The sequence below is a fragment of the Streptomyces sp. sk2.1 genome (assembly GCF_008120935.1).
Taxonomy (GTDB): domain Bacteria; phylum Actinomycetota; class Actinomycetes; order Streptomycetales; family Streptomycetaceae; genus Streptomyces.
Map to the genome: position 1 here is coordinate 21,218 of NZ_RDBO01000040.1, position 22,054 is coordinate 43,271.

Genomic DNA, 22,054 nt, shown 5'->3' on the forward strand with positions numbered 1-22,054 from the left:
CTGAGCGGACCGGCCGCTTCCGCGTTCCGGCAACCCCCGCCGGGACGCCCGGGGTTCCCCCTAAGGGATGTCACAGCTCGGCCGCAATGGCGGGCAGGGGCCCCAGGCCCTCTGACCGCACCCGCGCGGACCAGGTACGTTCGACGAGTGGCTGGATTCAGGATCGGACGCGGCCGGGACAACCGCACCCCGCAGCAAGGGCAACAACAACCGCGGCAGCAGCCGTACGGCACACAGGCACCGCCGCCGTACGGGCAGCAGCCCTGGCCCCCGGCGGGAGGCAACGCAGCCCCGCCCCCGTACAACAACGGCGCCCCGGGCAACGGCGGCTACGGCAACCACGGGAACGGCTACCCCGGCGCCCCCCAGCCCGGTCACGGCCAGGGCGGCCACGGGGAGCCGGAGTACTTCGGCGACCCGTACAACTCGCCCCAGCACCCCCACGGTTCCCCCCGGCAGGGCGACCCGTTCGCCGCCGACGCCCCCGGTCACACCCGGGCGTTCAGCATCGGCGAGGACCCCTACAACTACAACGACGGCGACACCTACCGCGCCGGCCAGGCACCCGCCCAGCCCACGGGCCCGCGGCTGCCCTGGAAGGAACTGCTCTCCGGGATCGTGCTGCGCCCGGGGCCGACGTTCCTGCAGATGCGCGACTACCCCGTCTGGGGCCCGGCGCTGATCGTCACGTTCCTGTACGGCCTGCTCGCCCTCTTCGGCTTCGACCAGGCCCGGGACGACGCGATCAACGCGACGATCTCCACGGCGGTGCCCTACGTCGTCCTCACGGGCGTCGGCTTCGTCATCGGTGGCCTGGTCCTGGGCGCGGTCACCCACACGCTCGCCCGCCAGCTCGGCGGCGACGGCGCCTGGCAGCCGACCGTGGGCCTGTCCATGCTGATCATGTCGATCACGGACGCGCCCCGCCTGATCTTCGCGCTCTTCCTCGGCGGCGAGAACTCCCTGGTCCAGATCCTCGGCTGGGTCACCTGGCTGGCCTCGGCCGCGCTGTTCACCACGATGGTGAGCAAGTCGCACGACCTGCCGTGGCCGAAGGCGCTGGGCGCGTCCGCGATCCAGCTGATCGCCCTGGTCTCGATCATCAAGCTCGGCACGCTCTGACGCACACGGCCACCACCGCACCGCACGGAATTCCGCCGCACCGGCACCGAAGAGGCCCCCGACACGAAATGTGCCGGGGGCCCTGGCTTCCCCACCGATGCTTTCCTTCGGATCCCCGCCGGCTCAGGCGTCGAGAACCTGCCCGCTGCGCCGCACGACGGGCTTCTCCACGCTCCACGGGAAATTGATCCAGCGGTCGGTCTTCTTCCACACGTATTCGCACTTCACGAGCGAATGCGACTTCTCGTAGATGACCGCGCTGCGCACCTCGGCGACATGATCGATGCAGAAGTCGTGCACGAGCTTCAGCGTCTTCCCGGTGTCGGCGACGTCGTCGGCGATCAGGACCTTCTTGTCCGAGAAGTCGATCGCGTTCGGAACGGGCGCCAGCATGACCGGCATTTCCAGGGTGGTGCCCACGCCGGTGTAGAACTCGACGTTCACCAGATGAATGTTCTTGCAGTCCAGCGCGTAGGCGAGCCCGCCGGCGACGAACACCCCGCCGCGGGCGATGCTCAGCACGACATCGGGCTCGAACCCGTCGTCCGCGATGGTCTGCGCCAGCTCCCGCACGGCACGGCCGAACCCCTCGTAGGTCAGGTTCTCCCGCACGTCGTCCACGTCATTGCTGCTGGTCATGGGGCATCACACCTGGGTCCGATGGAAATTCGTGAACGACCGCGACGCGGTCGGCCCGCGCTGGCCCTGGTACCGCGACCCGTACCGCTCGGAACCGTACGGGAACTCCGCGGGCGAGCTCAGCCGGAACATGCACAGCTGGCCGATCTTCATCCCCGGCCACAGCTTTATCGGCAGCGTGGCGAGATTCGAGAGCTCCAGGGTCACGTGCCCGGAGAAACCGGGGTCGATGAACCCCGCGGTCGAATGCGTCACCAGCCCGAGCCGCCCCAGCGAGCTCTTTCCCTCCAGCCGCGACGCGAGATCGTCGGGCAGCGAGATGACCTCGTACGTCGAGGCGAGCACGAACTCACCGGGATGCAGAATGAACGCCTCGTCCCCGTCCGGCTCGACCATGCGGGTCAGATCGGCCTGCTCGACGGCCGGGTCGATGTGGGGATAGCGGTGGTTCTCGAACACCCGGAAGTAGCGGTCGAGCCGCACATCGATGCTGGAGGGCTGCACCATCGACGCGTCGAATGGATCAATGCGAACACGTCCGGCGTCGATCTCGGCCCGGATGTCCTTGTCTGAGAGAAGCACGTCCCGAGGATACGCAAAACGCGCGGGCCCTCCCCACCCAGGGACCGCCCGCGCGCCTGCCACCCGCTCCTACTGCCGCTCGAACACCACGGGCACGGCATGCCGCAACCGCGCACAGCGCGGACAGCGAATGAGCCGCCCGGGCCCGATCCGCCCGGCCCCGAGCTGCTGCATCGGGAACGAGGAGGTAGTGAAAACGTGCCCTTCGGCACAGCGGACGACGGTGCGCTCCATGGAGTCCATCAAGTCCCTTCCCCAACAAACCTTGGACGAGACCGCCACATTAGGGGATGAACGGGACGCCGCTCCACGCGGCACTCCGACCCCCACGCTACGCCCTCAACTCCCGCCCGCAGAACCCGCGTCCACCCCTCCCCACAACGAAAAGGCCCCACGGCTCAAACGCCGGGGACCTGGCATGGGGTACAGTATCGAACGATACGAGCCGCTCGGTCGGCACGCTTCGCGGGTGTAGTTTAATGGTAGAACATGAGCTTCCCAAGCTCAGAGCGCGAGTTCGATTCTCGTCACCCGCTCTTGAGGGAGAGCCCAGGTCAACGACCCGGGCTCTCTCTGTTGTCTAGACCCCTCTAAGCGTCACGCACCACCTCTGCGCCGCCTGCCTCTTTCTGTTGCTGCTCGCGTGCTCTTTCCCGGGCGGTCCGCACCGTCCGGTCCAGCCCGTCGGCGCCCTGGTACGCCTTGTCGGCCCAGCACTTGAGGCCGGTCTCGGTGAGTGCTTCGACGGCCTCGCGCATGCAGCGGTATGGGGTCGCGATGCCGATACCGAACCCGGCGGCGAGCCGGGCGCAGGTGTCACCGCGTCGCAGATGGGCCGGGGCGAGGAGAGCCTGACGGTCGGCGGTGAAGCGCCGCCACCGGGGCCCGATCTCCCCTCGCCGGACAGCAAGTCGTCCGGTCGGGCACCGCAGGGTGCGACTGGACAGGCCGATCGAATGGGGCCTCCCCCGCTCGAGCGAAGCCGAGAGCTCGGGGAAGGGTGGACAAGCACGCGAAGCTCCTGGTGGCTGCGAGCGATCTCGGTCGAGAACCCGTCCACCACGAGCTTCGTCGTTCCGCAGATCCGTCCAGCACGCGGCCGGCACCATCAGGTCGGAAAAGGCTCAGTACCGCCGCCCGATCCCGGGCAAGCGCCATCCGCCCCGACGCCCCCGCACCCACCGCCCTCTACCGCGCCATGGTCCGCCTCACCCGCTCCGGCGGTTGGCGTCCCCGTCCGGTGGGGCCGCGGGGTGGGAGAGCGCGGCGAGGAGGATCTCGGCGGCCTGGGTGACGTTGCCGGAATGGACGGCACGGGCCATGGCCGTGCGGGCGGCCTCGGGCGTCGTGTCCGGCGGAACGACCATGAGGGAAAAATGGTCGTTGTCGCCTCGGGTGATCAGGATGGTGTCATCACCGACGGGGAACGAGTCGAGGTGTACGACCCGCTCGTCGACGACCAGGCGGGTCGGGATGCCGTTCCAGGCGGAGGCGTCCAGGCCGACCCTGGTGATGGGCCCGAGGTGCTCGGTCAGGGCGGTGACCAGCGGCGGGATCTCCCGCTTGACGTCACGCGAGCGCGGCCACCACGCGCCGTCGAGGAGGCTCTGCCGGGATCCTGTCGTCTCCAGCCGGAGCAGCGCGGTGCCCGGTCCGACGGCCCGGTGGACCTCGTCCGGCAGGAGGCGCGGAGGCGTGGGGGGAATGCCTGCGTCGGTCATGGTCGGTCTGCCCGTCCACGGGTGGTGCCGCCCGGGCCGGTACCACGGCGGACGCCGGGTCGGCGGACGGGGCGACGGCCCCGTTCTTCCACCGTACTCCGGGAGGTCGCGCGGACGCGGCGCTCCCTGCTCCGGAACCGATCGACACCGGCGTCGGACGTACGGTGGATGTACCGAGGTGTATCCGCCCCGCTCCGGCTCGTTCGCGGGCGGGCCTCCGGTGGGAAAGGACGGTGTCGTCTTGGACCGCAACGCGCCAGAAGCAGAAGCCCTGCCGCCGCCTGGGCACGCCGAGGTCCGCATCGTCTCCGCCACCCCGGACACCGCCCGCATGGTGGTCGATGTCCTCCGTCGCTGCTTCGCGGGAAGCGAGCAGCGCAGCTACCCCGCCCCCGGCGAAGGCACCCGTCTCCATCTCACCGTCGATACCGCCCACCCCGCCGAACCGGCCCGGTCCTGGCTGGCCACCAGCAGGCCCCCGAGCGGCACCGGGCCCCACTCCGAGGAGCCCTGAAAGCAGCGGAGCCGGCGAGTGTGCGTGGCGGCCCCTGCCGCCGCGGAGCATCCTGGAAGCCGCACCGCGATGCCGCCGGATCGGTCCATCGGCGACGACCGGCCCCGGTCGCCGCCCCGCCGCCCGCCTGGAGGCCCGGATGACCGTCGGACGGTACGAGAAGCGGAATCCCGACCGCTCGGAAAGCTTCGGCGAGATGCTGCTGGGCGGACTCCTGGACCACGCTCACGCACTGCCGCCCGACCGGGTGGGGCCGGCCCTCGTCGGAGCGGTCGCCCGGATCGGCGGCCGGGAGGTGCAGATCCTGCTCCAGGACTACGGGCAGGAGAGGCTGGTCCCCCTCGCCGGGGACGGGCTGAAGGACAGCGAGCCCCTGCTCATCGACGGTTCGGAGGCCGGCCGGTGCTTCCTCACCGCACACCCGGTCGAGGTGACGCTGGCCGACGGGGTGCGGGTCCACGTGCCGTTGTTGGACGGCGGCGACCAGGCCGGCGTCCTGGCCGTCACCCTGGACTCGGTCGACGACAACACCCGCCGCATCCTGCGCAGGCTCGCGGCCCTGGTCGCCGACACGATGCAGACCAAGAATGGCTACACCGACCTCTTCTTCCGCACCCGTCGCGACGAACCGATGAGCGTCGCCGCCGAGATCCAGTGGTCGCTCCTGCCGCCGCTCACCATGACGATGCCCCGCGTCGCGGTCGCCGGGGTCCTGGAACCCGCCTACGACGTGGCCGGCGACAGCTTCGACTACGCCTTGAACGGGGCCACCCTCCACCTCGCCATGATCGATGCCATGGGCCACGGCCTGGACGCGGCGACCATGGCGACTGTCGCCATCGGCGCGTACCGGCACGCCCGCCGGACCAGCGTCGGGCTGTCCGAGATCTACCTCTTCATGGACCGGGCCATCGCCGAGCAGTTCGCCCCCGACCACTTCGTCACCGCACAGATGCTGCGGCTGGACACCGACACCGGCCGCCTCCAGTGGGTCAACGCCGGACACCCCGCCCCCATGCTGATCCGCGCGCACCGCGTCGTGCGCCGCCTGGACAGCCCCACCACCCTCCCCGTCGGCTTCGGCGGAGCCCAGCCGCAGGTCAGCGAGGTGGCGCTCATGCCCGGGGACCGAATCCTCTGCTTCACCGACGGTCTGATCGAGGAACACGAGAGCGGGCAGGAGCAGTTCGGCGAGGGCCGGCTGATCGACTGGTTCCATCGACTGGACCAGGCCGACCGGGGCGTACGGGCCGTGGCACGCGACCTGTCCCACACGCTCAGACGGGCCCGCGGCGAGACAACCACCGACGACGCCACCCTCGTCCTCGTCGAGTGGCGTGGATGACGGAGGGTCCGTGCGTCCGGCCGCACGGCCCACCGGAAGAACCGGCCCGGCCCGACGCCCTCGTCCGCCCCCGGCGCGGAGTACGTTGAAGGTACCGGGAGCACGTCGTACGCCCGCCCTCACACGGACGTCGTTCCCGGCGATCGATACGCCGGGCCGCTCACGGGCGTCCCGGGGACAGGTCCCGGTCTCATGACCAGCACCACCGCTCCCACCCGCCGGGCGCGCCTGGCACTGACACCGCACACCTCCCTGGCCGGCCTGCTGGACGGCGCCTGGTGGCCGTACTCACGCGACCTCGCCACCGAGCTGCCGTCCCTGGTGGATGCGTTGCGGGACCGATGGGGACGCGTCACGCGCATCACCGCGAACCCCGCGCCCTGGCCCGTCGCCCCGCACAAGGTCCGCCTCGGCGAATACGCCGTGCAAATCGGCTGGTTCACCGGCCAGGACCCCGACACGATGATCCTGCTCTCGTACGGCCTCGGCCGCTGCGACCTGCTGGTGGTTCCCCCCGAGACCGAACCCGCCTCCGCCGCACGCCTGATGGCCGCCGCATCCACCCCCGGCAACCTCCACACCACTGGCACCCTCATGTCCGACGAGAGCACGATCGGCCGGCGCCTGCGGGAGGCCCGAGCCGGTGGGAACGCCCGGGAGACGGAAGGCCGGGCCTCCCCGCAGCCCCGTCCCGTCGTAGGCGCGCGCATGATCTACCTTCCGCAAAGCATGCGGAGGTGACGACTGCCGTCCCCGCACCTCGGGGGAACCTCAGTCCGAGATCTGCCTCTTCATGGACCGGGCCGTGGCCGAGCAGTTCGCGCCCGACCACTTCGTGACCGCGCAGATGATGCGGCTGGACACAAACACCGGCCGCCTCCAGTGGGTCAACGCTGGGCACCCCGCCCCATACTGATCCGCCGGCACCACGTCGTAGGCCGCCTGGACAGCCCCACGACCCTGGATCGAGGAACACGAGAGCGGACAGGAAGAGTTCGGCGAGGACCAGCTGATCGACTGGGTGAACCAACTGGAAAAGGCGGAACGGCAGGTCCGCGCGGCGGCACGGGATCTCTCCCACACCCTCAAGCGGGCACGCGGCAAAGCCACTTCGGACGACGCCACGCTCGTCCTAGTCGAGTGGCGAGGATGACGGAGGGACGTGTCACGCCAACTCCTGGCGGTGGGTCACCCGCTCGGGAAGCGTGGCGACGAGGATCTCGGCGGCCCCGGTGACGTTACCGGCGTCGACCGCACGGGCCATGGCGTCACGTGTTGCATCGGGTGTCGTGTCCGGGGGCACCACCAGGAGGGCGAAGTGGTCGTTGTCGCCACGGGTGATGAGGACGGTGTCGTCACCGACGGGGAAGGAGTCGAGGTGCACGGCCCGGTCGTCGACAACGACACGAGTCGGGACCTCCTCCCGGGCGTCCTTGTCCAGGCCGACCCGCGTGACGGGGCCGAGGTGCGTGGTGAGCGCCTGGATCAGGGCGGGCAGCTCGGCCGCGACTTCCCGGGAGCGGGGCCACCATGCGCCGTCGAGGACGCACTCCCGGGAGTGCGTCGTCCGCAGCCGGAGCAGGGCCGTGCCGGGATTCACCGCTCGGTGAACCCCGTCCGGAAGGAGCTTGGGAGGGGTCGGACTGTCGGATTCGGCCATGATGGTCCGCCCGCCTGCGCGGGGGCCGCCGACACCTCACGGCCGGCGAGATACCGCCGTGGTCACATGTACTCCGCATGCCGGTGGTCATGCCCGCGGCTGTCGGCCGGACGGCGTGCCCGGTGGGAAATCACCTGGTCAGAGCGGCTCGTCCGACCGCTGGGCGGAGTACGCTGACAGTACCGGGAGTATCTCGTACACCCGCTCCCACGCGGACGTCGTTTCCGGCGATCAAGACACTGGGCCGCCCTGCAGGACGGCCCGGAGACGGGTCCGCATCATGACCACGACCGTCGAACGCGGAGTGGCACGGGCACTTGTTCCCCCGCTCCCGACGCGGATTTCCCTGACTCCGAAGACCACCCTCGCCGGCCAGTTGGACGGTGCCTGGTGGCCCTACTCGCGGCACCTGCCCACCGAGCTTCCGTCCCTGGTCGAAGCACTTGAAGGGCGCTGGGGACGCATGACGCGCGCCATGGTGAATCCCACCCGCTGGCCCGTCGTCCCGCACAAGGTTCCCGTCACCGGGCACATCGTGCACGTGGGCTGGTTCACCGAACAGGATCCCGACAAGATGATCCTGCTCTCCTGCACCGCAGGCCGCTGCGATCTGCTGGTGGTCCCGCCCGAGACCGAGCCCGCCGCAGCCGCCCGGCTGATGAGCGCCGCCGCCGTCCCCGGCAGCGTCCTCACCGCCGGTGTGCTGATGTCTGACGAAGCCGCGACCGGCCGCCGTATGCGGGACGCCCGAAGCAGCCAGGAGGCTTGGGAGACCGATGGCGGGTCCGCCCTGCTGCCTCTCCGGCACCCGGTCGTTGGCGCGCGGATGATTCCCCTGCCGGGGAACACGCGGAGATGACGACATGGAGCCCCTGATCACGCTCGCGGCAGGCGCCCTCCTGATCGCGCTCGGCATGCTCCTGATCCACCGGCTCAACGCCCAGCACAACGCACGCATCGCGGTTTACCACTTCAGCGATCCCTTCCCGGCCATCAGCCGGCCCCCTGGCCACAGCCACGGCCACCACAGCTCGACAGGGCAGGCCTCCAGCCGCAGGCTCACGGACATCCGGCCCTGACCTCAGACCACTCCTCCGACCGAAGGCCGCGGGTGGGGCGCCCGACACCCGGGACAACCCACCCGCCGGCTCTCGCTTCGCCCCGAAGGGAACACACCGCCTTGTACCCCGTCGAGAACGAGCCCCTGCCGCAGACAGGACACGCCGAGATCCGGATCGTCGCCGCAACTCCCGAAGCCGCCCGCGCGGTCGCCGAAGCAATCCGCCGCTGCTTCGCCGGAACGGAACAGCGCAGCTACCCCGCTCCCGGAGGCGGCACTCGGCTCCACCTCACCGTGAACACCGAATCCGCCGCAGGACCTGCCCTCTCCTGGCTCACCAACAGCAGACCGTCCGCGCACACCGGCACCCACGGCAACGACCTCTGAGAAGCACCGGACCTTCTCATGCACGAAAGGACTCGATCATGGCGACCCTCCGCGAGCGGCAGATCTACCGCGAGCGGGTCCTGACCGCCCTCTACGAAGCCACCGAAGGCAACCGTCTCCTCGGAGTCCCTGGGCGGAAGCTGCGGAACGACCTGCGCATCCCGGAGGAAGACCTGGCCGCCGCCTGCACTTACCTCGCCGGCGAGGGCCTGATCACTGTCGACTGGGAACCGGGCAACACACCCGCGATGGTCTCCCTGACCCACCGGGGAATCCGCCGCATGGAGGCCGAAGAAGAAGGACGCGACTGAGCCGGACTGGCCAAGGGCCGAGCCGTCCACCGCTCAGCCCGGCACGTGCGGCCCCTTGCGCGCACACGAACGAGGGGGACGGGGCCTGCCCGATGGCCCGCTCTCCCCTCCCGGTCCGTCCGGCCCGCAGTCGTACAATTGAACGTGGATCGAGCACTCTCACGTGTGACGATCCGGAAGGGCGGCCCCGGCGGAGTGAATGCGCTGGGGCCGTTGCGACGACGGCCGCCATAAGGCCCACGCGCCCGACGCCATGTGGCCGCCTCACAGCCGGCGGATCGGTCCCCTCCGGGGCGAAGGCGTCTAGGAGCCCCGGGGCCAGGAGGCGGGCACGGTCCGGGACACCCCTCTCACGGAGGCCGGCCGACCTGGGCCCACATCGATGCGGACCCCCGCCGACCGCGTCCTGTGCGGCGGTCCCGTACGCGTAGACGTGGACGTCGGCAGCGGCGCAGAGTGTTCCGTTCAGATGGTTTCACCCTGCCGGACTGCAGCCCAGAACTGGTTCGTGCACTTCCGGCACGGACGGCCCTGACAATCGGAGCGGGCTTCTGCTACGAGGTCGCGCCGGGCTCAGTCCGTCCCTCGGCCCCCCAGCGCGTGCTGCCGGGTCAGCCGTGAAATGTCCTTCGCGGTGACGATCCCCACCAGATGGTGCCCGTCCACGACGAGAATGCGCATGCCAGTGCCCGGGCGGAGCTTGTCGAGAGCCTCACTCAGAAGATCACTCGGGGCGGCAACCGCGCACTGTGACAGCGGGATCGCCACCTCGCGCACGCGCAACGCCTCCTGGCGCGCTCCCGGTATCCGGGCAAGCTTGCGTATCTGAACGATCCCGCTGGGACGGCCTTCGAAATCGAACAGCGGCACGGCGGAATGGCGGGAGCTCACTGCCACCTCGTCGATGAAATGCCGGATGGTCAGCCAGTCGGCGCCGGTGGTCACCGGGCTGGACATGGCATCGGCGACCTTGATGCCCCGCAGCGCCGTGTGGATCACGGCGCGCTGCCGTTCGGCGCCGGCGACGACCGTGATGAAGAGACCGACGAAGACGAGCCACAGCCCGCCCGGCGGCCCGCGCAGGAAGGAGATCCAGCCGAAGGCCATCAGCAGCCCGCCCACGACCTGACCGCTTCGGGAGGCCGCCCGATCCGCACGTTCCCGGTCTCCGGTGCGCCACCACAACAGCGCCTGCACCACCCTTCCGCCGTCGAGCGGCGCAGCGGGAAGAAGATTGAATGCGCCCAGGAACAGGTTCGCCCACCCGAGCCACACCAGAACGGCGGCGGGCACCGCCCAGCCGGACATCGCGTGCAGCCCGATTCCCGCTCCGAGCGCGACGCTTCCGATGGCCAGGCTGGTGAGCGGCCCGCTGATCGCCACTGCGAAAGCCACCGCGGCCGTCGGCGGTCGCCCCATCCGGGTCATCCCGCCCAGCGCCCACAGCGTCACATCCTGTACCGCGATCTTCTTCCTGCGGGCAATCGCAGCGTGTGCCGTCTCGTGGAGCAGGAGGCTGCCCATGAGCAGCACAGCCCCCACTGCACTGGCGAAGGTGTAAACCGCATCCGAGCGCCCCGGAGTCCATGCGGGGAGGGTCTGGCGGCCAAGACCGTATGCGAACAGAACGACCAGCAGCGGCACGCTCCAGTGCATCCGCAGTGGTACCCCGACAACTTGTCCGACACGGACCGAGCCGTTCATCGTCGTCTCCCGCCGGCTCGGCACCCGGTCCACCGGACAGGACCTCGCGACCCGACTCCATGGACCGACCAGCACGGCACCTACCCACAATTGTCGCTCTCGGAATCTCCCGCAGTCGCCCAGGGCCCGGAACGGGCTTGCTGACCGGCGAACTGCCCGAAAAGCCCGCCCGCCCATTCCGGATCCGGGTACGTCAGCCGCCCCTCGTCCCCTCCGAACCCAGACGCACGGTTCCAGCCGATCCGACACACCCCGTGTGCCCCTACGTGCCATTCGTAGAAGAAAAGCGGTCACCACAGGGCACCGTCCGGCCATCGGCCAGCAACACACCTGTGCAGCGTTTCCGCTGCTCAGGAACATGTCTGGCGATCACGCGCTGGTTGATTCCCAAGCTCAGAGCGCGAGTTCGATTCTCGTCACCCGCTCCACTGCAAAGCCCCAGGTCACATGCCTGAGGCCCGTTTGCTGTCCATACCCCTTGGGGCCCGCGTGCCCTCGTGTGCCACAAGTGCCCTCGTGACGAGTCGGGTTGGTTCTGGACGCCACTCAAAATTCCGATTCGCTGCCGTCAGTCGCCCTCTGCTGTGAGGCCGACAGGCGGGGCGTCATCCGTGTGCCTCGCTTCGCAGTCGCCATCATGCGGACCTTCGCTGTGCGTGGCAGCGTGATCCGAGAGGAATCCGTACCCCCACGCATCAAGAGGAGCGCCGTCATGGCCGGTACGCAGGACAAGCATCAGGAGCCGGGCAAGGGCCGGAGCCGCGAGGCGCAGGAACACCATCGCCCCGGAGACCCCGCGCAGCCCCGACCGGGCAGGCAGGCACGTGAACAGGAACGGAAGTCCGGGCAGAAGGAGAGCTCGCGCCGCCGCGAGGACGACCTGCTGCGCGAAGAGGACCTGCACGACGAGGGGCTCTGACCAGGGCACCGCACGCCCGGAGCCCGGCCGGTACGCAACACTCCGGCCGGGCTCTGTCGCATCCCGCCCGACGCCAAGGAGACCGGGCCGCCCACCGCGGTGACGCCGCGCTCTCGGCTCGGCCGCCGTGAATTCGGGGGGCAGCCTTCCGCATCGGCGGCGCTGTCCTGAGGCACTCTCGACCGGACCGCGCCCGGCGACCTCGCCGCAGAGTTCCCGGCCCGCTTGTCCCTCACCCCGAAGGCCACGCTCGCCGGCCAGTTGGACGGGGCCTGGTGGCCCTGCTCCCGCGACCTCGAAGCCGAGCTCCCACCGCTCGCCACCGCCCTGGAGGACCCCTGGGGTCGCGTCACCCGCGTCACCGTGAATCCCATCCGCTGGCCCGTCGTACCGCACACGGTTGCCGTGGACGGGTGCGCGCTGCACGTGGGCTGGTTCACCGGTGGCACGCGACCTGTCCCACACGCTCAGACGGGCCCGCGGCAATGCCACCTCCGACGACGCCACGCTCGTCCTGGCCGAGTGGCGTGGATGACCCGCCGTCGTGCCACAACGTGCCAGTAGGGCCGGTACGCAGCGGTGAACAAGAGGGCGGAAGAGACGGCCAAGAACGGGCCGCTAGACATCATTCCCGCAGGTCAGAGCCCTTTGCCGACCCAAGTGCCAAGTGATTCCCAAGCTCAGAGCGCGAGTTCGATTCTCGTCACCCGCTCCACGGCTAAGGCCCAGGTCATTGACCCGGGCCTTTCTTGTTGTCCGGAGGGGGCTTGAGCAGAGGCGGCAGCTGATCTCGGGGCCGTTCTCAACGGGGAATGCGGGTGGGTGCGGGAGGGCGGCCCCTGCGGGCCGTTCTCCCGCGTCCGCGCCGGGCTGTCTCGTCAGGCCGTGCAGGCACCTGCGTCGACGTCCGCGAGCAGGGATGGCTCGGTGGGCTCCCAGGAGAGGAACTGCTGGACGCGGTCGTGGTGGAGGCGAAGAAGCTGCCGACGGAGCCGAAATGGGCTTCGGCGTCCTGGGGTGACGGAGGCGACCGGCAGGCCGAGGCCGCTGCCGGTCGACTCGCGATCGTCTTGGTGGTGGCGGCCTCCTCGGCGACGACGGGGAGGCGCGTCCCTGCGGGTGCCTGCTGCATGCCGAGGCGGGTGGGGCGGGCAGCATCGACGCGGTGCGCCACCGGCCGGGCGGCGGAGCCGTCGCCGATACGGCCGGAGGCTCCCTGCTCGTGGGCAGCCGCAGTGAGGAAGTGGACGTCCCCCGGTCGCCTGCCGCAGCGGGGCGAGATCGTCCAGGTCACCGCGGACGACGCGGGCGCCCTTGGCCGCGAGAGCCTGCTCGGGCCGGTCGGACCGGGCCGGTCGGATCGGGCCGGATCGGGCCGGATCGGGCCGGATCGGTGGTCCGGTGGTCCGGTGGCCCGCCGAGATGGGTTCGTCGACAACGGCGGATCCGACCGGTCGCTCCGGCGACAAATGCACGCGTGAGCTTGTCCTCCTGCGCGCTGGTGGTGGGTGTGCCCTGATCACGAGGCCGGCGCCGAGTCAGGTGATGTGAGGCCCCCCGGCTGCTGCGGGGCGGTCCGGTGGGCGCGGCGGGCGCCGGCGACGACCAGGGTTCCGGCCAGGAGCACGACGAGGGCCGCGGCGCGCAGCGCGGTGTTGGCGCCGTGGGTGAACGCTTCGGTGACGGCGGTGTGGTCGGCCGGGGCCAGTGTGAGCGCTTCCTGCACCGTACGCGGGAGCGGCGCGTGTCGGCTCAGGTCGGCGGGCAGGTGGTGCGTGAACCCGGCCGTGAGGATGGTGCCGACGACAGCCACCCCCAGAGCGCTGCCCAGTTCGCGGGTCGCGGACTGCAGACCTCCGGTGATGCCCGCCCTCTCCACGGGCAGGGCCGAAGCGATCTGAGCGGTCAGGCAGGGCGCGGCCAGCATGATGCCGAGCCCGATGACGAACAGACCGGCCGCGTACACGGGGTAGGCCATGGTCGAGGCGTACGAGAGGCCGAGCAGGCCGGCGCCGGTGAGCGCGAAGGCCGCGGAGAGTGTCGCGGGGATGCCGATGCGGCGGATGAGCCCGGGAACGTATCGGGTGCCCACCAGGAGCGGGACGGTCAGCGGGATGACCCCGAGCCCTGCCTGCAGGACGGAGAAGCCGCGCCCGTATTGCAGGAGTGAGGCGTTGACGTAGAAGAGCCCGAAGCTTCCGAAGAACGTGAGGGTCATGCCGAGGCTCGCGCTGCTGAGCGCCACGCTGCGGAACAGCCGCGGGTCGAGCATGGGATGGGGGACGCGCAGCTCGACACGCACCCAGCACAGGCTCAGCAGAACGCTGCAGGCGAAGGCGATGAGGACGACCGTGCTGTCCCAGCCCAGTTCGGGCCCTTCGATGATTCCGATCAGCAGTGCCACGAAGGCCGCCACGAACAACAGCGTGCCGGGCAGGTCGAGGGTGCGTTCGAGCCGAGCGCTGCGCGGCGCGGACCGTGCCACCCACGCCAGGCAGCAGGCCGCGATGAGGGCGACCGCCTCGAACAACGTGCGCCAGGAGCCCGTGCTCAGCACCGCGCCGCCTCCGACGTTGCCGACGACACCGCCGATACCGGTGGCCGCCGCCCAGACGGCCAGCGCGTGAGGGCGCCGCTCGGGGGCGGTGGCGTGCAGGAGGACGCCGACGCAGTTGGGCAGGACGCACGCGGCGCCGAGGCCCGTGATGGCGCGCCCGATCAGCATGATCGCCACGTTCGGCGCCATGGCCGACACAACGGCGCCGAACGCGAATACTCCGAGCCCCGCCATGAGGACGCCCTTGCGGCCGAGCTTGTCGCCGGCCGCACCGGCGGGGATGACCAGGCAGGCGAAGATCACGACATAGGCGTCGACGATCCACAGCAGGTTCGACGAGGTCGGTTTCAGTGAACTCGCGGCCAGCTGCGGCACTGCCAGGTTGATCGCCGCAACGAATCCGACGACCAGGGCAGTACACACGCTCACGCAGGCGAGTACCGGGCCGGACCGCCGCGCCGGGCGCGGGGCGCCCTCCGGTATGGGAGCCATTGCTCTCGATTCCTTCTGGGATTGCAGTACACGGAGCACGGCCGGACACCGCCCGGCAGGCCCTTCCCGGGACCGGGCGGGCGAAGGCCGGACATTCATTTACGAGTCACCGTGCACCGTAAAGGTAGCACATGCGAGACACCGTGCCTCGTATAGAGTGGCGGCATGGTGGATGGAAGTGGCCGCGGACGGCCCCGCAGCGAAAGCGCACGTGCCGCCGTGCTGCACGCCGTCGACGACCTTCTGGTCGAAGTCGGTTACGCGGCCCTGACCATGAAGGGCATCGCCGAGCGGGCGGGCGTGGGCCGTCAGACCGTGTACCGCTGGTGGTCGAACAAGGCGGAAGTCCTCTATGAGGCCAGCGCCATCGACGCCCGGCACGAACTGTCCGTGCCCGTCGGCGACGACCCCCGCGAGGACCTCAAGGCGTATCTCGACGCGCTCGTCACCTTCTTGTCCCGCTCCCACGCGGGCACCGCCTACCGCGCCCTCATGGGGGAAGCCCAGCACGACGCGGACGTCGCCGCGCTGCTCGCCTCCCGCGACATCCTCGGGGAAAGCGCGGCAGAGGTCGTGGAGGCGGCGCGGAAGTCGAGCGGCACCACCCTCTCGCTCGAACAGGCGACCGCGCTCCTGATCGGTCCGCCCTTCTTCCACATCCTGTCCGGGCGCAGTGCGGACGAGATCGACACCGAGCAGCTCGCGGAGCAGTTCGTGCGCACCCTGAACCATCCGGGGGCATGAGGCGCCCCAGCACCCCACACGTCCGAAACGGACGCAGCCGGTACGGAGCCCGGTTTCCACGTCACCCGCCAGGCGGCGATCTGCGGGCCGCACCGGCTGCGGCCGTGCCGCAACGCGCCGGCAGCGGTGGTGAAGAGCGGTCGGAACGGGTGCCGACACGACATTCGGGCCCGGCCGGCATCAGCCTGTTCCCACAGGCCAGGTGGCATATCTGCGCCTGAATTCCGAGTGATTACCGAGCTCGGAGCGCGAGTTCGGTTCTCGTCACCCGCTCTTGTCCGCGGCTTCTCCGGGCCGGCGGCGGGCCGACGCGGCTGTCCCGGTCCGGAACCGGCTGGGCGTTCACCCGTACACGGAGGAAGCCGTGCGTACGTGAACTGCCGCGAGTGCGGAGATCGTGATCGATTGCCGGACGACAATGTGTGTTTGGCCGTCGGGCGGAGCCGGCCCGAGGCATCCCGGTGGTTGTGGACCGGACTGCCGTCCCCGCCGCCTTCGCCCCGACCGTCGTCCCCGGTGCCACGACTCCCGGACGCCGTCGCTGCGGAATCCGACTCACGCACACGCAGAACGCCCGGCTGGAAAACTCCAGCCGGGCGTCTGACCGCACCGCCGACAACAGCCGCTTGACCAGCGGGTTGCTACGCCCTCTTGAAACCGTCACCGGAAGTGGGACTGTGCATCCGGCGTGGTCTCCAGGCCGCCGTCAGGTCAGATCGTCGGTGTGTCGTCGACGATCTCCTTGTGCGGCTCGACAATGAACTTCCAGCCCTCGCTGGGCTCCAGGAACCGCACGCGGGTCGGGTAGATGTCCAGGGCGCGACGATCGCGGTTCTGGCTGTTCGCGTTCTTCCGCGCCCGGGCCGGCTCCTCGTACAGGTCGACCTTGACGTCCGGCACCGCGACGACTTCCTCGCTCCAGCGCTGAACGACTCCCGCGCCGAACGCTTCCCGCGCGGCGGAGTAGAGCGACTCCAGTGATTCCTTGTTCCCGCTGGGCACGAAGAGGGCGAGGTTCAGGAGGACGCCGGCACTCTGGAGAACCTCGATCTCCTGCCCCGCCTTGTCAGCAATCCAGATCCCTGCCTCTTCGGCATTGTCCGGGAGGACGTGAACCTCCTCGCCGAAAACCGTCCTCGCGACGAAGGACCCTCCCTCGAAATTTTTGCCCGGCTCCGTGAGAAAAGCCGGAGCATAGCAGTCGAGAGGAAGGCCATCCGTCCCCGCCGAGACGAAGATTCCGTCCCGGGGACCCAACCCTGAAATCTCCTCGGCCGTAAGACGTCGAGCCGTAACCTTCTCGGTGTTCACGCCATTCCCCTTTTAATCGTGGCGCCCTGTGAATTCATTGAGACTCTACCACGAAAAGGATCACCCAATCCCCATTGCGCATGGCCTCGCATTCAAGGCAACAGCAGCCACCCCGCAAGCAGTTCCTCCCGGGAGAGCAGCGAACAACTCCCCCCTGCACCACCGAGGAAACGCAGCACTCACGGAGAAATACGGAGACGCCCGGGAGGCACCGTCCCGCTTCGGCACCGATTTCAGCAAAGACGCCGGTCACCGGGGTCGAGCCGGCCGGATATCCGACGAGAGGACCGCGCGGGCCAAGGGTCGCCCCGTACCCCCTGACGGATCGGCGCGGCGTCAAACACCGCGACCCCGCCAACCTGAACGAGTTCAGGCCAGTGGACTTCGAGGACACAACCATCGTACCCGTATACCGAGTTCTCCCCGACGGGCAGTACCGCCTGTACACCATGCCCGCCAACCCGATCTCCGGTCGGCATCCGCAGAGGAGATTTCACTGGGCGCACGTTTCAGGGATTTCACCGGATTGAACCTGGACCCTGAGCGAGGACATGAGGCGAATGGCGACCCGAAGCCCACTTTGTTGAGCTTCAGCGATTCCTACGCGGATTTGATCCGTACGGGATTCGAGGAGATCGTTTCAGACGACCCCTTCGGGCCGGCCGAATACGAGCGACTGACCGATATCGAATTCCCCGACGGGGGAACACCCCAAGCACACCTTCGCGACATACGCGATCATTTGTTCAATGACACGCCGGAGCAGCCGCTGCCGCCCGGTCGGCCGGGTGTGGAATTCGAAACCCTTTTCCGGATGAGGGCCGACACTGCGGCGAAGCGGAGGGGAACGGGCTCAAGGCGCCCGACATCAGCGACGAACGGGGCCGGCCCTCGCCGATGCAGTGCTCGGCCGGGTACCCGACCCGGTCCGCACCGCCTTGGGGAAGTACCTCGTGGCCAAGGACGTGGAGGACGTCGTTGCCGTCGTGCGCACCGGACTGGAGCGGCGAGAATGGCACATGGAGGCCCTGGAGACGGACCCGCTGTCCGCACGTCCGACCGTCACCGCGAACCGCTGTGGCCACGTCGTACTCGAAGAGCTCGGACGGCGCCATGCCCGCGGTTCCTTCGACCTGAGCGGGCTTCAGGCGCGACTGGGTGGAGTGGCCGACTGCTTGGCGGTGGAGAGCCTGCCCATGAGGGCGTTCCCGCAGTTCGGATGGCCGGCGATCCCACCGGGCAACACCGTTTCCCGGGCTCGGAGCGCGAGTTCGGCTCTCGTCACCAAGGTTTCGACCGAGCCGGACATCGGCTGAACGAAGATGGCCGAAGGCTCTGGTCTCCCCTGGCATGGAGTGGATATCGCCAGTCAGCACGGCACTCGGTGCGGTGATCGGAGTGGGTTCGACACTGCTCACCGATCGTTTCCGGTGGCGCAGGGAGCGGGCCGGGCAGAATCTCGACGTGCGGAGGCAGATGTACGCCGACTACACCGCCGCGCTGTCGCGGATACGAACCGCCCTCAACGAGTGCGCGCAGATGAACATCCCCCCCGGAGGAGCGCTCTCAAAGGGTGCGTGAGCTGTTCCTGGCGCCCGGGGCGTACGAGATCCGCCACCAGTTGGCCATCATCGCTCCGCGGGAAGTCGTGGATGCCGCGCGCTCCGCGTTCGTGGTGCTGAGGGATACGCGAGACCTGCTCGTGGAAGGGGCCACGGTCGACAGTCCGGCTTACGCAGACCTTGAGGACAGGTTCGACGCGGTGGTGATCGAGCTCCGCAACGTGATGCGCCGAGACCTCGGCGCAGTCGATTCGATCACGACACGATGAGGTGGTGGCGACCGCAGCGGCACGTGTCGTTCCCCGGCCTCGCCCCTTGGCGCCCGTGCGCCATGAGTCGACTGACAGGGCATCAGGTCGAGCAGGAAGCGTGACGCTCCGCCGGGACGGTGGGTCAGGATCGGGTGCACCAGGTCAGGGCCTCTTCGCGGGTGCGGAACATCTCCCAGGTCCGGGGGCGGCCCTCGCCGGCTTCGATGAAGGTCTCCTGGGCGGCGACAACGGTGCGGTGGCCCCGGTCGACGAGGTCGTTCAGGACCGCGGCCAGCCCCGCCGCCGGACCGGGCAGTACCCCGGTGACCGCCGTCAGGTCCACGATCATCCAGCCCGGTACGGGCGGCGTGACCTCCCGTACGGCGTGCACCAGTGCCTCGAACTCCGTGAACTCCAGGATTCCCTGGGCGGTCACCACGCCGATGGTCCGGCCGTCGTACTCGAAGCGCTCGGCGCCGGTCACGGTCGTGGCGCGCAGTCCCGGGCCGTGCATGATGTGGAGGCCGAGGCGCTCGGACATCTCGCCGAGGGCCGCCACGGCGCGGACCGGGTTGCCGGACCCGTCCAACGGCGGGCTGTGGACGGCGACGCCGAAGCGGGCGGGGCCGGCGGCGATGAGGCCGCCGGAGACACCGCTCTTGGCGGGCAGGCCGACGTCGAGGAGCCATTCGCCCGCGCCGTCGTACATGCCGCAGGTGGCCATGACGGCCAGGACACGGACCGCGTCGGGTTCGGCGACGGCCTGGACGCCGGTGACCGGGTTGCGGCCTCCGTTGGCCAGGGTCGCGGCCATCACCGCCAGGTCGACGACGGTGACGCGGACGGAGCACTGGCGGAAGTACGTGTCGGCGGTCTCCTCGGGGTCGGCCCGCAGCGAGCCGGCCGAGTGCATCAGATAGGCCAGGGCGCGGTTGCGGTCGCCCGTCGCGGCCTCGCTGGCATAGACGTCCTCGTCGACGTCGAGGGACCGGCCCGCGAACGCCGACAGGCAGGCGAGAATGCGCCGGAAGCGTTCGGCCGGGCCGTCGGCGCGGACCAGCGCGGTGGTGGCGATCGCTCCGGCGTTGATCATCGGGTTGGCGGGGCGTCCGGTGCCCGGCTCCAGGCTGATGGCGTTGAAGGGGTTGCCGCTGGGCTCCACGCCGACGCGGCGCCGCACCTCGTCGGGGCCGAGGTCGCTCAGCGCGAGGGCGTAGACGAAGGGCTTGGACACCGACTGGACGGTGAACGGGGTGTCCGTCTTCCCCGCCCGGTACGTGTGTCCGGCCATGCTGACCAGTGCGATGCCGAAGTCGTCCGGATCGGCCGTCGCCAGCTGGGGGATGTAGTCGGCGACCTGCCCGTCGCGCAGGCCGCTCAGTCGTCGGTGGACCTCGTTCAGGGAGTCCGTCACCGGATCCATCGCATCGGGCCTTCCTCGCGGGGGTCGAGGTCCAGCCTGCCCCGGGCCGGGCGGGTCCGTGCGGTGCGCCGCGCCCCCGTATCTGACACATCCCATTTTCGCGGCATCTGGGATGTGTCAGTCGCGGGGGCTCGTCAGTCGCGGGGTACGTGTCCGCCGCGGGGTACGCGTCCGCCGTGGTAGCCCAGTTCGAGGTAGCGGGTGCGGGTGTTCCAGGGGCCGAGGTCGGGGGTGTTGGTCAGGACGTCGTGCCAGGGCCGGATGTCGGGGGCGGAGGCGGCGTCGGAGGCGGCGTCACCCACGATCGCCTTGCCGGAGGCGGATGGTGGGGTGCCGGGGGATTCGGTCCGGAGCCGGACTCCGGACCGGGCCTCGGACTCGGGGACCGTCTCCCACCGGCCCATCGAGAACATGCCGGCGATCTGGTTCACGGCGACGAAGCCGTACACGCCGTCCCCGGAGTCGTCGGGGTCCAGTCGCTCGATGAGGGCGCGCCGCAGTATGTGCCCGTCCGGCGGCCGCACTTCGGGCCGGATGCGGTACACGAGCCGCTCCAGCCTGATCGAACCGATGCGCGGCAGCCCTGTCCGGCCGAGCGGGACGACCAGGTGCTTGCCGCCCTTCCAGGTCAGCGTCCGGTTGCGGCCCAGGTAGCCGGGCTCGCTGAAGAGCGTGACGTGGAGGTGTTCCCTGCGGTCGGGGCGGCGGTTGTGCAGCAGGCCCGCGCCGGTGGCGGCGCCCGCGGCGGCCAGGCCCGCCAGGAGGATTCTTCCGGTTCTGCGCTTCGTCACGACGTCGCACTCCGTTCCCGGGGGGACAAGTACCTGAGCCGGGACGGAGCCCGGCGCCCGTGCGGGCGGGCCCGGCGGCTCACCGCACGGGGAAACCGAAGGAGTACCCCTCCTGCCGCAGCCAGGGCAGGACCTCGCGCAGGGCGTCCAGGGTCTGGGAGCGGTCCCCGCCCGCGTCGTGGAAGAGGACGGTCGGCCCGTTGGCGATCTCGCGCTTGACGGTGGCGACCATGGTGTCCGCGCCGGGGCGCTCGAAGTCCCTGCTGTCGACGTTCCAGCCCAGCGGACGCATGCCCCGGGACGCGGCGAGCTTCCGGCTGTACGGGGTGAAGGCACCGCCCGGGGCCCGGTAGTACTGCGGCCGGACGCCCCCGGACGCCTTGATGATCATGCGTTCGGCGTCCAGGATCTGCTTGGCCTGGTACTCCTCGGACTTGGTGTCCATGGTGGTGTCGTGGGAGACCGTGTGGTTGCACAGCCGGTGCCCGGCCGCCACGACCTTCTTGACCAGGTCCGGGTACGCCTGGGCCTGCGTGCCCACCATGCAGAACGTGGCCTTCACGTCGTTGTCCTTCAGGAGCTGCAGCACCTGCGGCGTCCAGTTCGGGTCCGGGCCGTCGTCGATGGTGATGTTGACGCCCCGGGGGCCGCGCTCGGAGGCGTGCGCGATGTCCGCCGCCACCTTCTTGACCTGCTCCTGGGACCGCCCGTCCGACGCCGAGGCGCCCGCCTGCGGCTGCCGGACTCCGGTGGTGTCGGCCTGCGCGGTCCACACCGAGGTGGCGGCGGCCAGCGCCGTGACCCCCAGCGCCGCCGCGAGGAGTCGGCTGTGCCAGCCCTTTCCCTTGTGCTTCGCCACGTCCGCCCGCCCCTTTGTCGTTTCCGCCGATGCCCTGCCCTGCCCTGCCCCCATCAAGACATACGAACGCCCGTGCGGGATGCCTCTGTTACAGATCGCG

General features: G+C 69.9%; 23 protein-coding genes, 1 tRNA gene and 2 pseudogenes. 15 read left to right on the top strand and 11 right to left on the bottom strand.

Features of this window, described 5'->3' with window-relative positions; translation table 11 throughout:
- Window positions 1–147: 147 nt before the first annotated feature.
- Window positions 148–1,122 carry a Yip1 family protein gene (locus EAO76_RS14490; RefSeq protein ID WP_148836361.1) on the top strand — a complete coding sequence of 325 codons (975 nt, stop codon included), beginning with the start codon at window positions 148–150 and terminating at the stop codon, window positions 1,120–1,122.
- 123 nt (window positions 1,123–1,245) lie between these two features.
- Here the strand turns inward: EAO76_RS14490 and EAO76_RS14495 are convergent, their stop codons facing one another.
- Entirely contained in the window at window positions 1,246–1,761 is a 516-nt protein-coding gene (locus tag EAO76_RS14495; RefSeq protein WP_187438620.1) for a phosphoribosyltransferase, read from the bottom strand.
- Window positions 1,762–1,767: 6 nt separating this feature from the next.
- Complete coding sequence (gene dcd, locus EAO76_RS14500; protein WP_148836362.1) at window positions 1,768–2,343, bottom strand: dCTP deaminase; 576 nt, start codon at window positions 2,341–2,343, stop codon at window positions 1,768–1,770.
- Between the two features lie 465 nt (window positions 2,344–2,808).
- Between dcd and EAO76_RS14505 the strand changes: the two genes are divergently transcribed.
- A tRNA-Gly gene (locus tag EAO76_RS14505) sits at window positions 2,809–2,879 on the top strand.
- A 54-nt stretch (window positions 2,880–2,933) separates the two neighbouring features.
- Here the strand turns inward: EAO76_RS14505 and EAO76_RS44540 are convergent.
- On the bottom strand, window positions 2,934–3,101 hold the full coding sequence (locus EAO76_RS44540) for a hypothetical protein (protein WP_187438621.1): 168 nt from the start codon (window positions 3,099–3,101) through the stop codon (window positions 2,934–2,936).
- 450 nt (window positions 3,102–3,551) lie between these two features.
- Window positions 3,552–4,064: a DUF5994 family protein gene (locus EAO76_RS14515; RefSeq protein ID WP_148836363.1), complete on the bottom strand. Its 513-nt coding sequence runs from the start codon at window positions 4,062–4,064 to the stop codon at window positions 3,552–3,554.
- A 241-nt stretch (window positions 4,065–4,305) separates the two neighbouring features.
- On the opposite strand from EAO76_RS14515, the gene EAO76_RS14520 reads away from it, so the two are divergent.
- The 4 genes and pseudogenes from EAO76_RS14520 to EAO76_RS14535 all read left to right on the top strand — a co-directional run.
- Window positions 4,306–4,578 carry a hypothetical protein gene (locus EAO76_RS14520; protein ID WP_148836364.1) on the top strand — a complete coding sequence of 91 codons (273 nt, stop codon included), beginning with the start codon at window positions 4,306–4,308 and terminating at the stop codon, window positions 4,576–4,578.
- A 139-nt stretch (window positions 4,579–4,717) separates the two neighbouring features.
- Window positions 4,718–5,923 carry a PP2C family protein-serine/threonine phosphatase gene (locus EAO76_RS14525; RefSeq protein ID WP_148836365.1) on the top strand — a complete coding sequence of 402 codons (1,206 nt, stop codon included), beginning with the start codon at window positions 4,718–4,720 and terminating at the stop codon, window positions 5,921–5,923.
- 192 nt (window positions 5,924–6,115) lie between these two features.
- Window positions 6,116–6,664 carry a DUF5994 family protein gene (locus tag EAO76_RS14530; protein ID WP_148836366.1) on the top strand — a complete coding sequence of 183 codons (549 nt, stop codon included), beginning with the start codon at window positions 6,116–6,118 and terminating at the stop codon, window positions 6,662–6,664.
- 34 nt (window positions 6,665–6,698) lie between these two features.
- Window positions 6,699–7,076, top strand: a pseudogene (locus EAO76_RS14535) (PP2C family protein-serine/threonine phosphatase); the annotation flags it as partial.
- Between the two features lie 12 nt (window positions 7,077–7,088).
- Here EAO76_RS14535 and EAO76_RS14540 read toward each other — a convergent pair.
- Window positions 7,089–7,583: a DUF5994 family protein gene (locus EAO76_RS14540; RefSeq protein WP_148836367.1), complete on the bottom strand. Its 495-nt coding sequence runs from the start codon at window positions 7,581–7,583 to the stop codon at window positions 7,089–7,091.
- Between the two features lie 280 nt (window positions 7,584–7,863).
- Between EAO76_RS14540 and EAO76_RS14545 the strand changes: the two genes are divergently transcribed.
- The 4 genes from EAO76_RS14545 (at window position 7,864) to EAO76_RS14560 (ending at window position 9,341) form a co-directional block, all read left to right on the top strand.
- A complete protein-coding gene (locus EAO76_RS14545) occupies window positions 7,864–8,442 on the top strand; it encodes a DUF5994 family protein (RefSeq protein WP_148836368.1) in 579 nt (192 codons plus the stop codon).
- 4 nt (window positions 8,443–8,446) lie between these two features.
- Complete coding sequence (locus EAO76_RS14550) at window positions 8,447–8,662, top strand: hypothetical protein (protein ID WP_148836369.1); 216 nt, start codon at window positions 8,447–8,449, stop codon at window positions 8,660–8,662.
- Between the two features lie 101 nt (window positions 8,663–8,763).
- A complete protein-coding gene (locus EAO76_RS14555) occupies window positions 8,764–9,030 on the top strand; it encodes a hypothetical protein (protein ID WP_148836370.1) in 267 nt (88 codons plus the stop codon).
- A 38-nt stretch (window positions 9,031–9,068) separates the two neighbouring features.
- Window positions 9,069–9,341, top strand: coding sequence for a hypothetical protein (locus EAO76_RS14560; RefSeq protein ID WP_148836371.1), 273 nt, complete (start codon window positions 9,069–9,071; stop codon window positions 9,339–9,341).
- Between the two features lie 573 nt (window positions 9,342–9,914).
- Here the strand turns inward: EAO76_RS14560 and EAO76_RS14565 are convergent.
- Window positions 9,915–11,045, bottom strand: coding sequence for a site-2 protease family protein (locus EAO76_RS14565; protein ID WP_148836372.1), 1,131 nt, complete (start codon window positions 11,043–11,045; stop codon window positions 9,915–9,917).
- A gap of 712 nt (window positions 11,046–11,757) precedes the next feature.
- Between EAO76_RS14565 and EAO76_RS14570 the strand changes: the two genes are divergently transcribed.
- Together EAO76_RS14570 and EAO76_RS46190 are read left to right on the top strand one after the other, a co-directional pair.
- Entirely contained in the window at window positions 11,758–11,964 is a 207-nt protein-coding gene (locus tag EAO76_RS14570) for a hypothetical protein (protein WP_262375468.1), read from the top strand.
- Window positions 11,965–12,189: 225 nt separating this feature from the next.
- Window positions 12,190–12,405: pseudogene (locus EAO76_RS46190) on the top strand (DUF5994 family protein); the annotation flags it as partial.
- A gap of 1,078 nt (window positions 12,406–13,483) precedes the next feature.
- Here the strand turns inward: EAO76_RS46190 and EAO76_RS14585 are convergent.
- The gene (locus EAO76_RS14585) at window positions 13,484–15,013 is read right to left on the bottom strand and encodes an MFS transporter (protein ID WP_148836374.1); all 1,530 of its coding nucleotides are present in this window, start codon (window positions 15,011–15,013) and stop codon (window positions 13,484–13,486) included.
- 165 nt (window positions 15,014–15,178) lie between these two features.
- On the opposite strand from EAO76_RS14585, the gene EAO76_RS14590 reads away from it, so the two are divergent.
- Window positions 15,179–15,757: a TetR/AcrR family transcriptional regulator gene (locus tag EAO76_RS14590; RefSeq protein WP_148836375.1), complete on the top strand. Its 579-nt coding sequence runs from the start codon at window positions 15,179–15,181 to the stop codon at window positions 15,755–15,757.
- 711 nt (window positions 15,758–16,468) lie between these two features.
- Here the strand turns inward: EAO76_RS14590 and EAO76_RS14595 are convergent.
- Window positions 16,469–17,068, bottom strand: coding sequence for a hypothetical protein (locus EAO76_RS14595; RefSeq protein ID WP_148836376.1), 600 nt, complete (start codon window positions 17,066–17,068; stop codon window positions 16,469–16,471).
- 953 nt (window positions 17,069–18,021) lie between these two features.
- Between EAO76_RS14595 and EAO76_RS14610 the strand changes: the two genes are divergently transcribed.
- Entirely contained in the window at window positions 18,022–18,384 is a 363-nt protein-coding gene (locus EAO76_RS14610; protein ID WP_148836377.1) for a hypothetical protein, read from the top strand.
- A gap of 257 nt (window positions 18,385–18,641) precedes the next feature.
- The gene (locus EAO76_RS46195) at window positions 18,642–18,899 is read left to right on the top strand and encodes a hypothetical protein (protein ID WP_262375469.1); all 258 of its coding nucleotides are present in this window, start codon (window positions 18,642–18,644) and stop codon (window positions 18,897–18,899) included.
- 124 nt (window positions 18,900–19,023) lie between these two features.
- Here the strand turns inward: EAO76_RS46195 and glsA are convergent, their stop codons facing one another.
- The 3 genes from glsA to EAO76_RS14630 form a co-directional block, all read right to left on the bottom strand.
- A complete protein-coding gene (glsA, locus tag EAO76_RS14620) occupies window positions 19,024–20,304 on the bottom strand; it encodes a glutaminase A (RefSeq protein ID WP_148836378.1) in 1,281 nt (426 codons plus the stop codon).
- 134 nt (window positions 20,305–20,438) lie between these two features.
- On the bottom strand, window positions 20,439–21,095 hold the full coding sequence (locus EAO76_RS14625; RefSeq protein ID WP_148836379.1) for a hypothetical protein: 657 nt from the start codon (window positions 21,093–21,095) through the stop codon (window positions 20,439–20,441).
- Window positions 21,096–21,174: 79 nt separating this feature from the next.
- Window positions 21,175–21,954 carry a polysaccharide deacetylase family protein gene (locus EAO76_RS14630; RefSeq protein WP_148836380.1) on the bottom strand — a complete coding sequence of 260 codons (780 nt, stop codon included), beginning with the start codon at window positions 21,952–21,954 and terminating at the stop codon, window positions 21,175–21,177.
- Window positions 21,955–22,054: the final 100 nt, after the last annotated feature.

Excerpts from the sequence above, each read along its gene's own strand:
- EAO76_RS14515 (WP_148836363.1), bottom strand. The coding sequence starts at position 4,064 with ATGACCGACGCAGGCATTCCCCCCACGCCTCCGCGCCTCCTGCCGGAC.
- EAO76_RS14540 (WP_148836367.1), bottom strand. The coding sequence starts at position 7,583 with ATGGCCGAATCCGACAGTCCGACCCCTCCCAAGCTCCTTCCGGACGGG.
- EAO76_RS14530 (WP_148836366.1), top strand. The coding sequence starts at position 6,116 with ATGACCAGCACCACCGCTCCCACCCGCCGGGCGCGCCTGGCACTGACA.
- EAO76_RS14560 (WP_148836371.1), top strand. The coding sequence starts at position 9,069 with ATGGCGACCCTCCGCGAGCGGCAGATCTACCGCGAGCGGGTCCTGACC.
- EAO76_RS14585 (WP_148836374.1), bottom strand. The coding sequence starts at position 15,013 with ATGGCTCCCATACCGGAGGGCGCCCCGCGCCCGGCGCGGCGGTCCGGC.
- EAO76_RS14550 (WP_148836369.1), top strand. The coding sequence starts at position 8,447 with ATGGAGCCCCTGATCACGCTCGCGGCAGGCGCCCTCCTGATCGCGCTC.
- EAO76_RS14525 (WP_148836365.1), top strand. The coding sequence starts at position 4,718 with ATGACCGTCGGACGGTACGAGAAGCGGAATCCCGACCGCTCGGAAAGC.
- EAO76_RS44540 (WP_187438621.1), bottom strand. The coding sequence starts at position 3,101 with ATGCGCGAGGCCGTCGAAGCACTCACCGAGACCGGCCTCAAGTGCTGG.
- EAO76_RS14495 (WP_187438620.1), bottom strand. The coding sequence starts at position 1,761 with ATGACCAGCAGCAATGACGTGGACGACGTGCGGGAGAACCTGACCTAC.
- EAO76_RS14565 (WP_148836372.1), bottom strand. The coding sequence starts at position 11,045 with ATGAACGGCTCGGTCCGTGTCGGACAAGTTGTCGGGGTACCACTGCGG.
- EAO76_RS14545 (WP_148836368.1), top strand. The coding sequence starts at position 7,864 with ATGACCACGACCGTCGAACGCGGAGTGGCACGGGCACTTGTTCCCCCG.
- glsA (WP_148836378.1), bottom strand. The coding sequence starts at position 20,304 with ATGGATCCGGTGACGGACTCCCTGAACGAGGTCCACCGACGACTGAGC.
- EAO76_RS14590 (WP_148836375.1), top strand. The coding sequence starts at position 15,179 with ATGGTGGATGGAAGTGGCCGCGGACGGCCCCGCAGCGAAAGCGCACGT.
- EAO76_RS14570 (WP_262375468.1), top strand. The coding sequence starts at position 11,758 with ATGGCCGGTACGCAGGACAAGCATCAGGAGCCGGGCAAGGGCCGGAGC.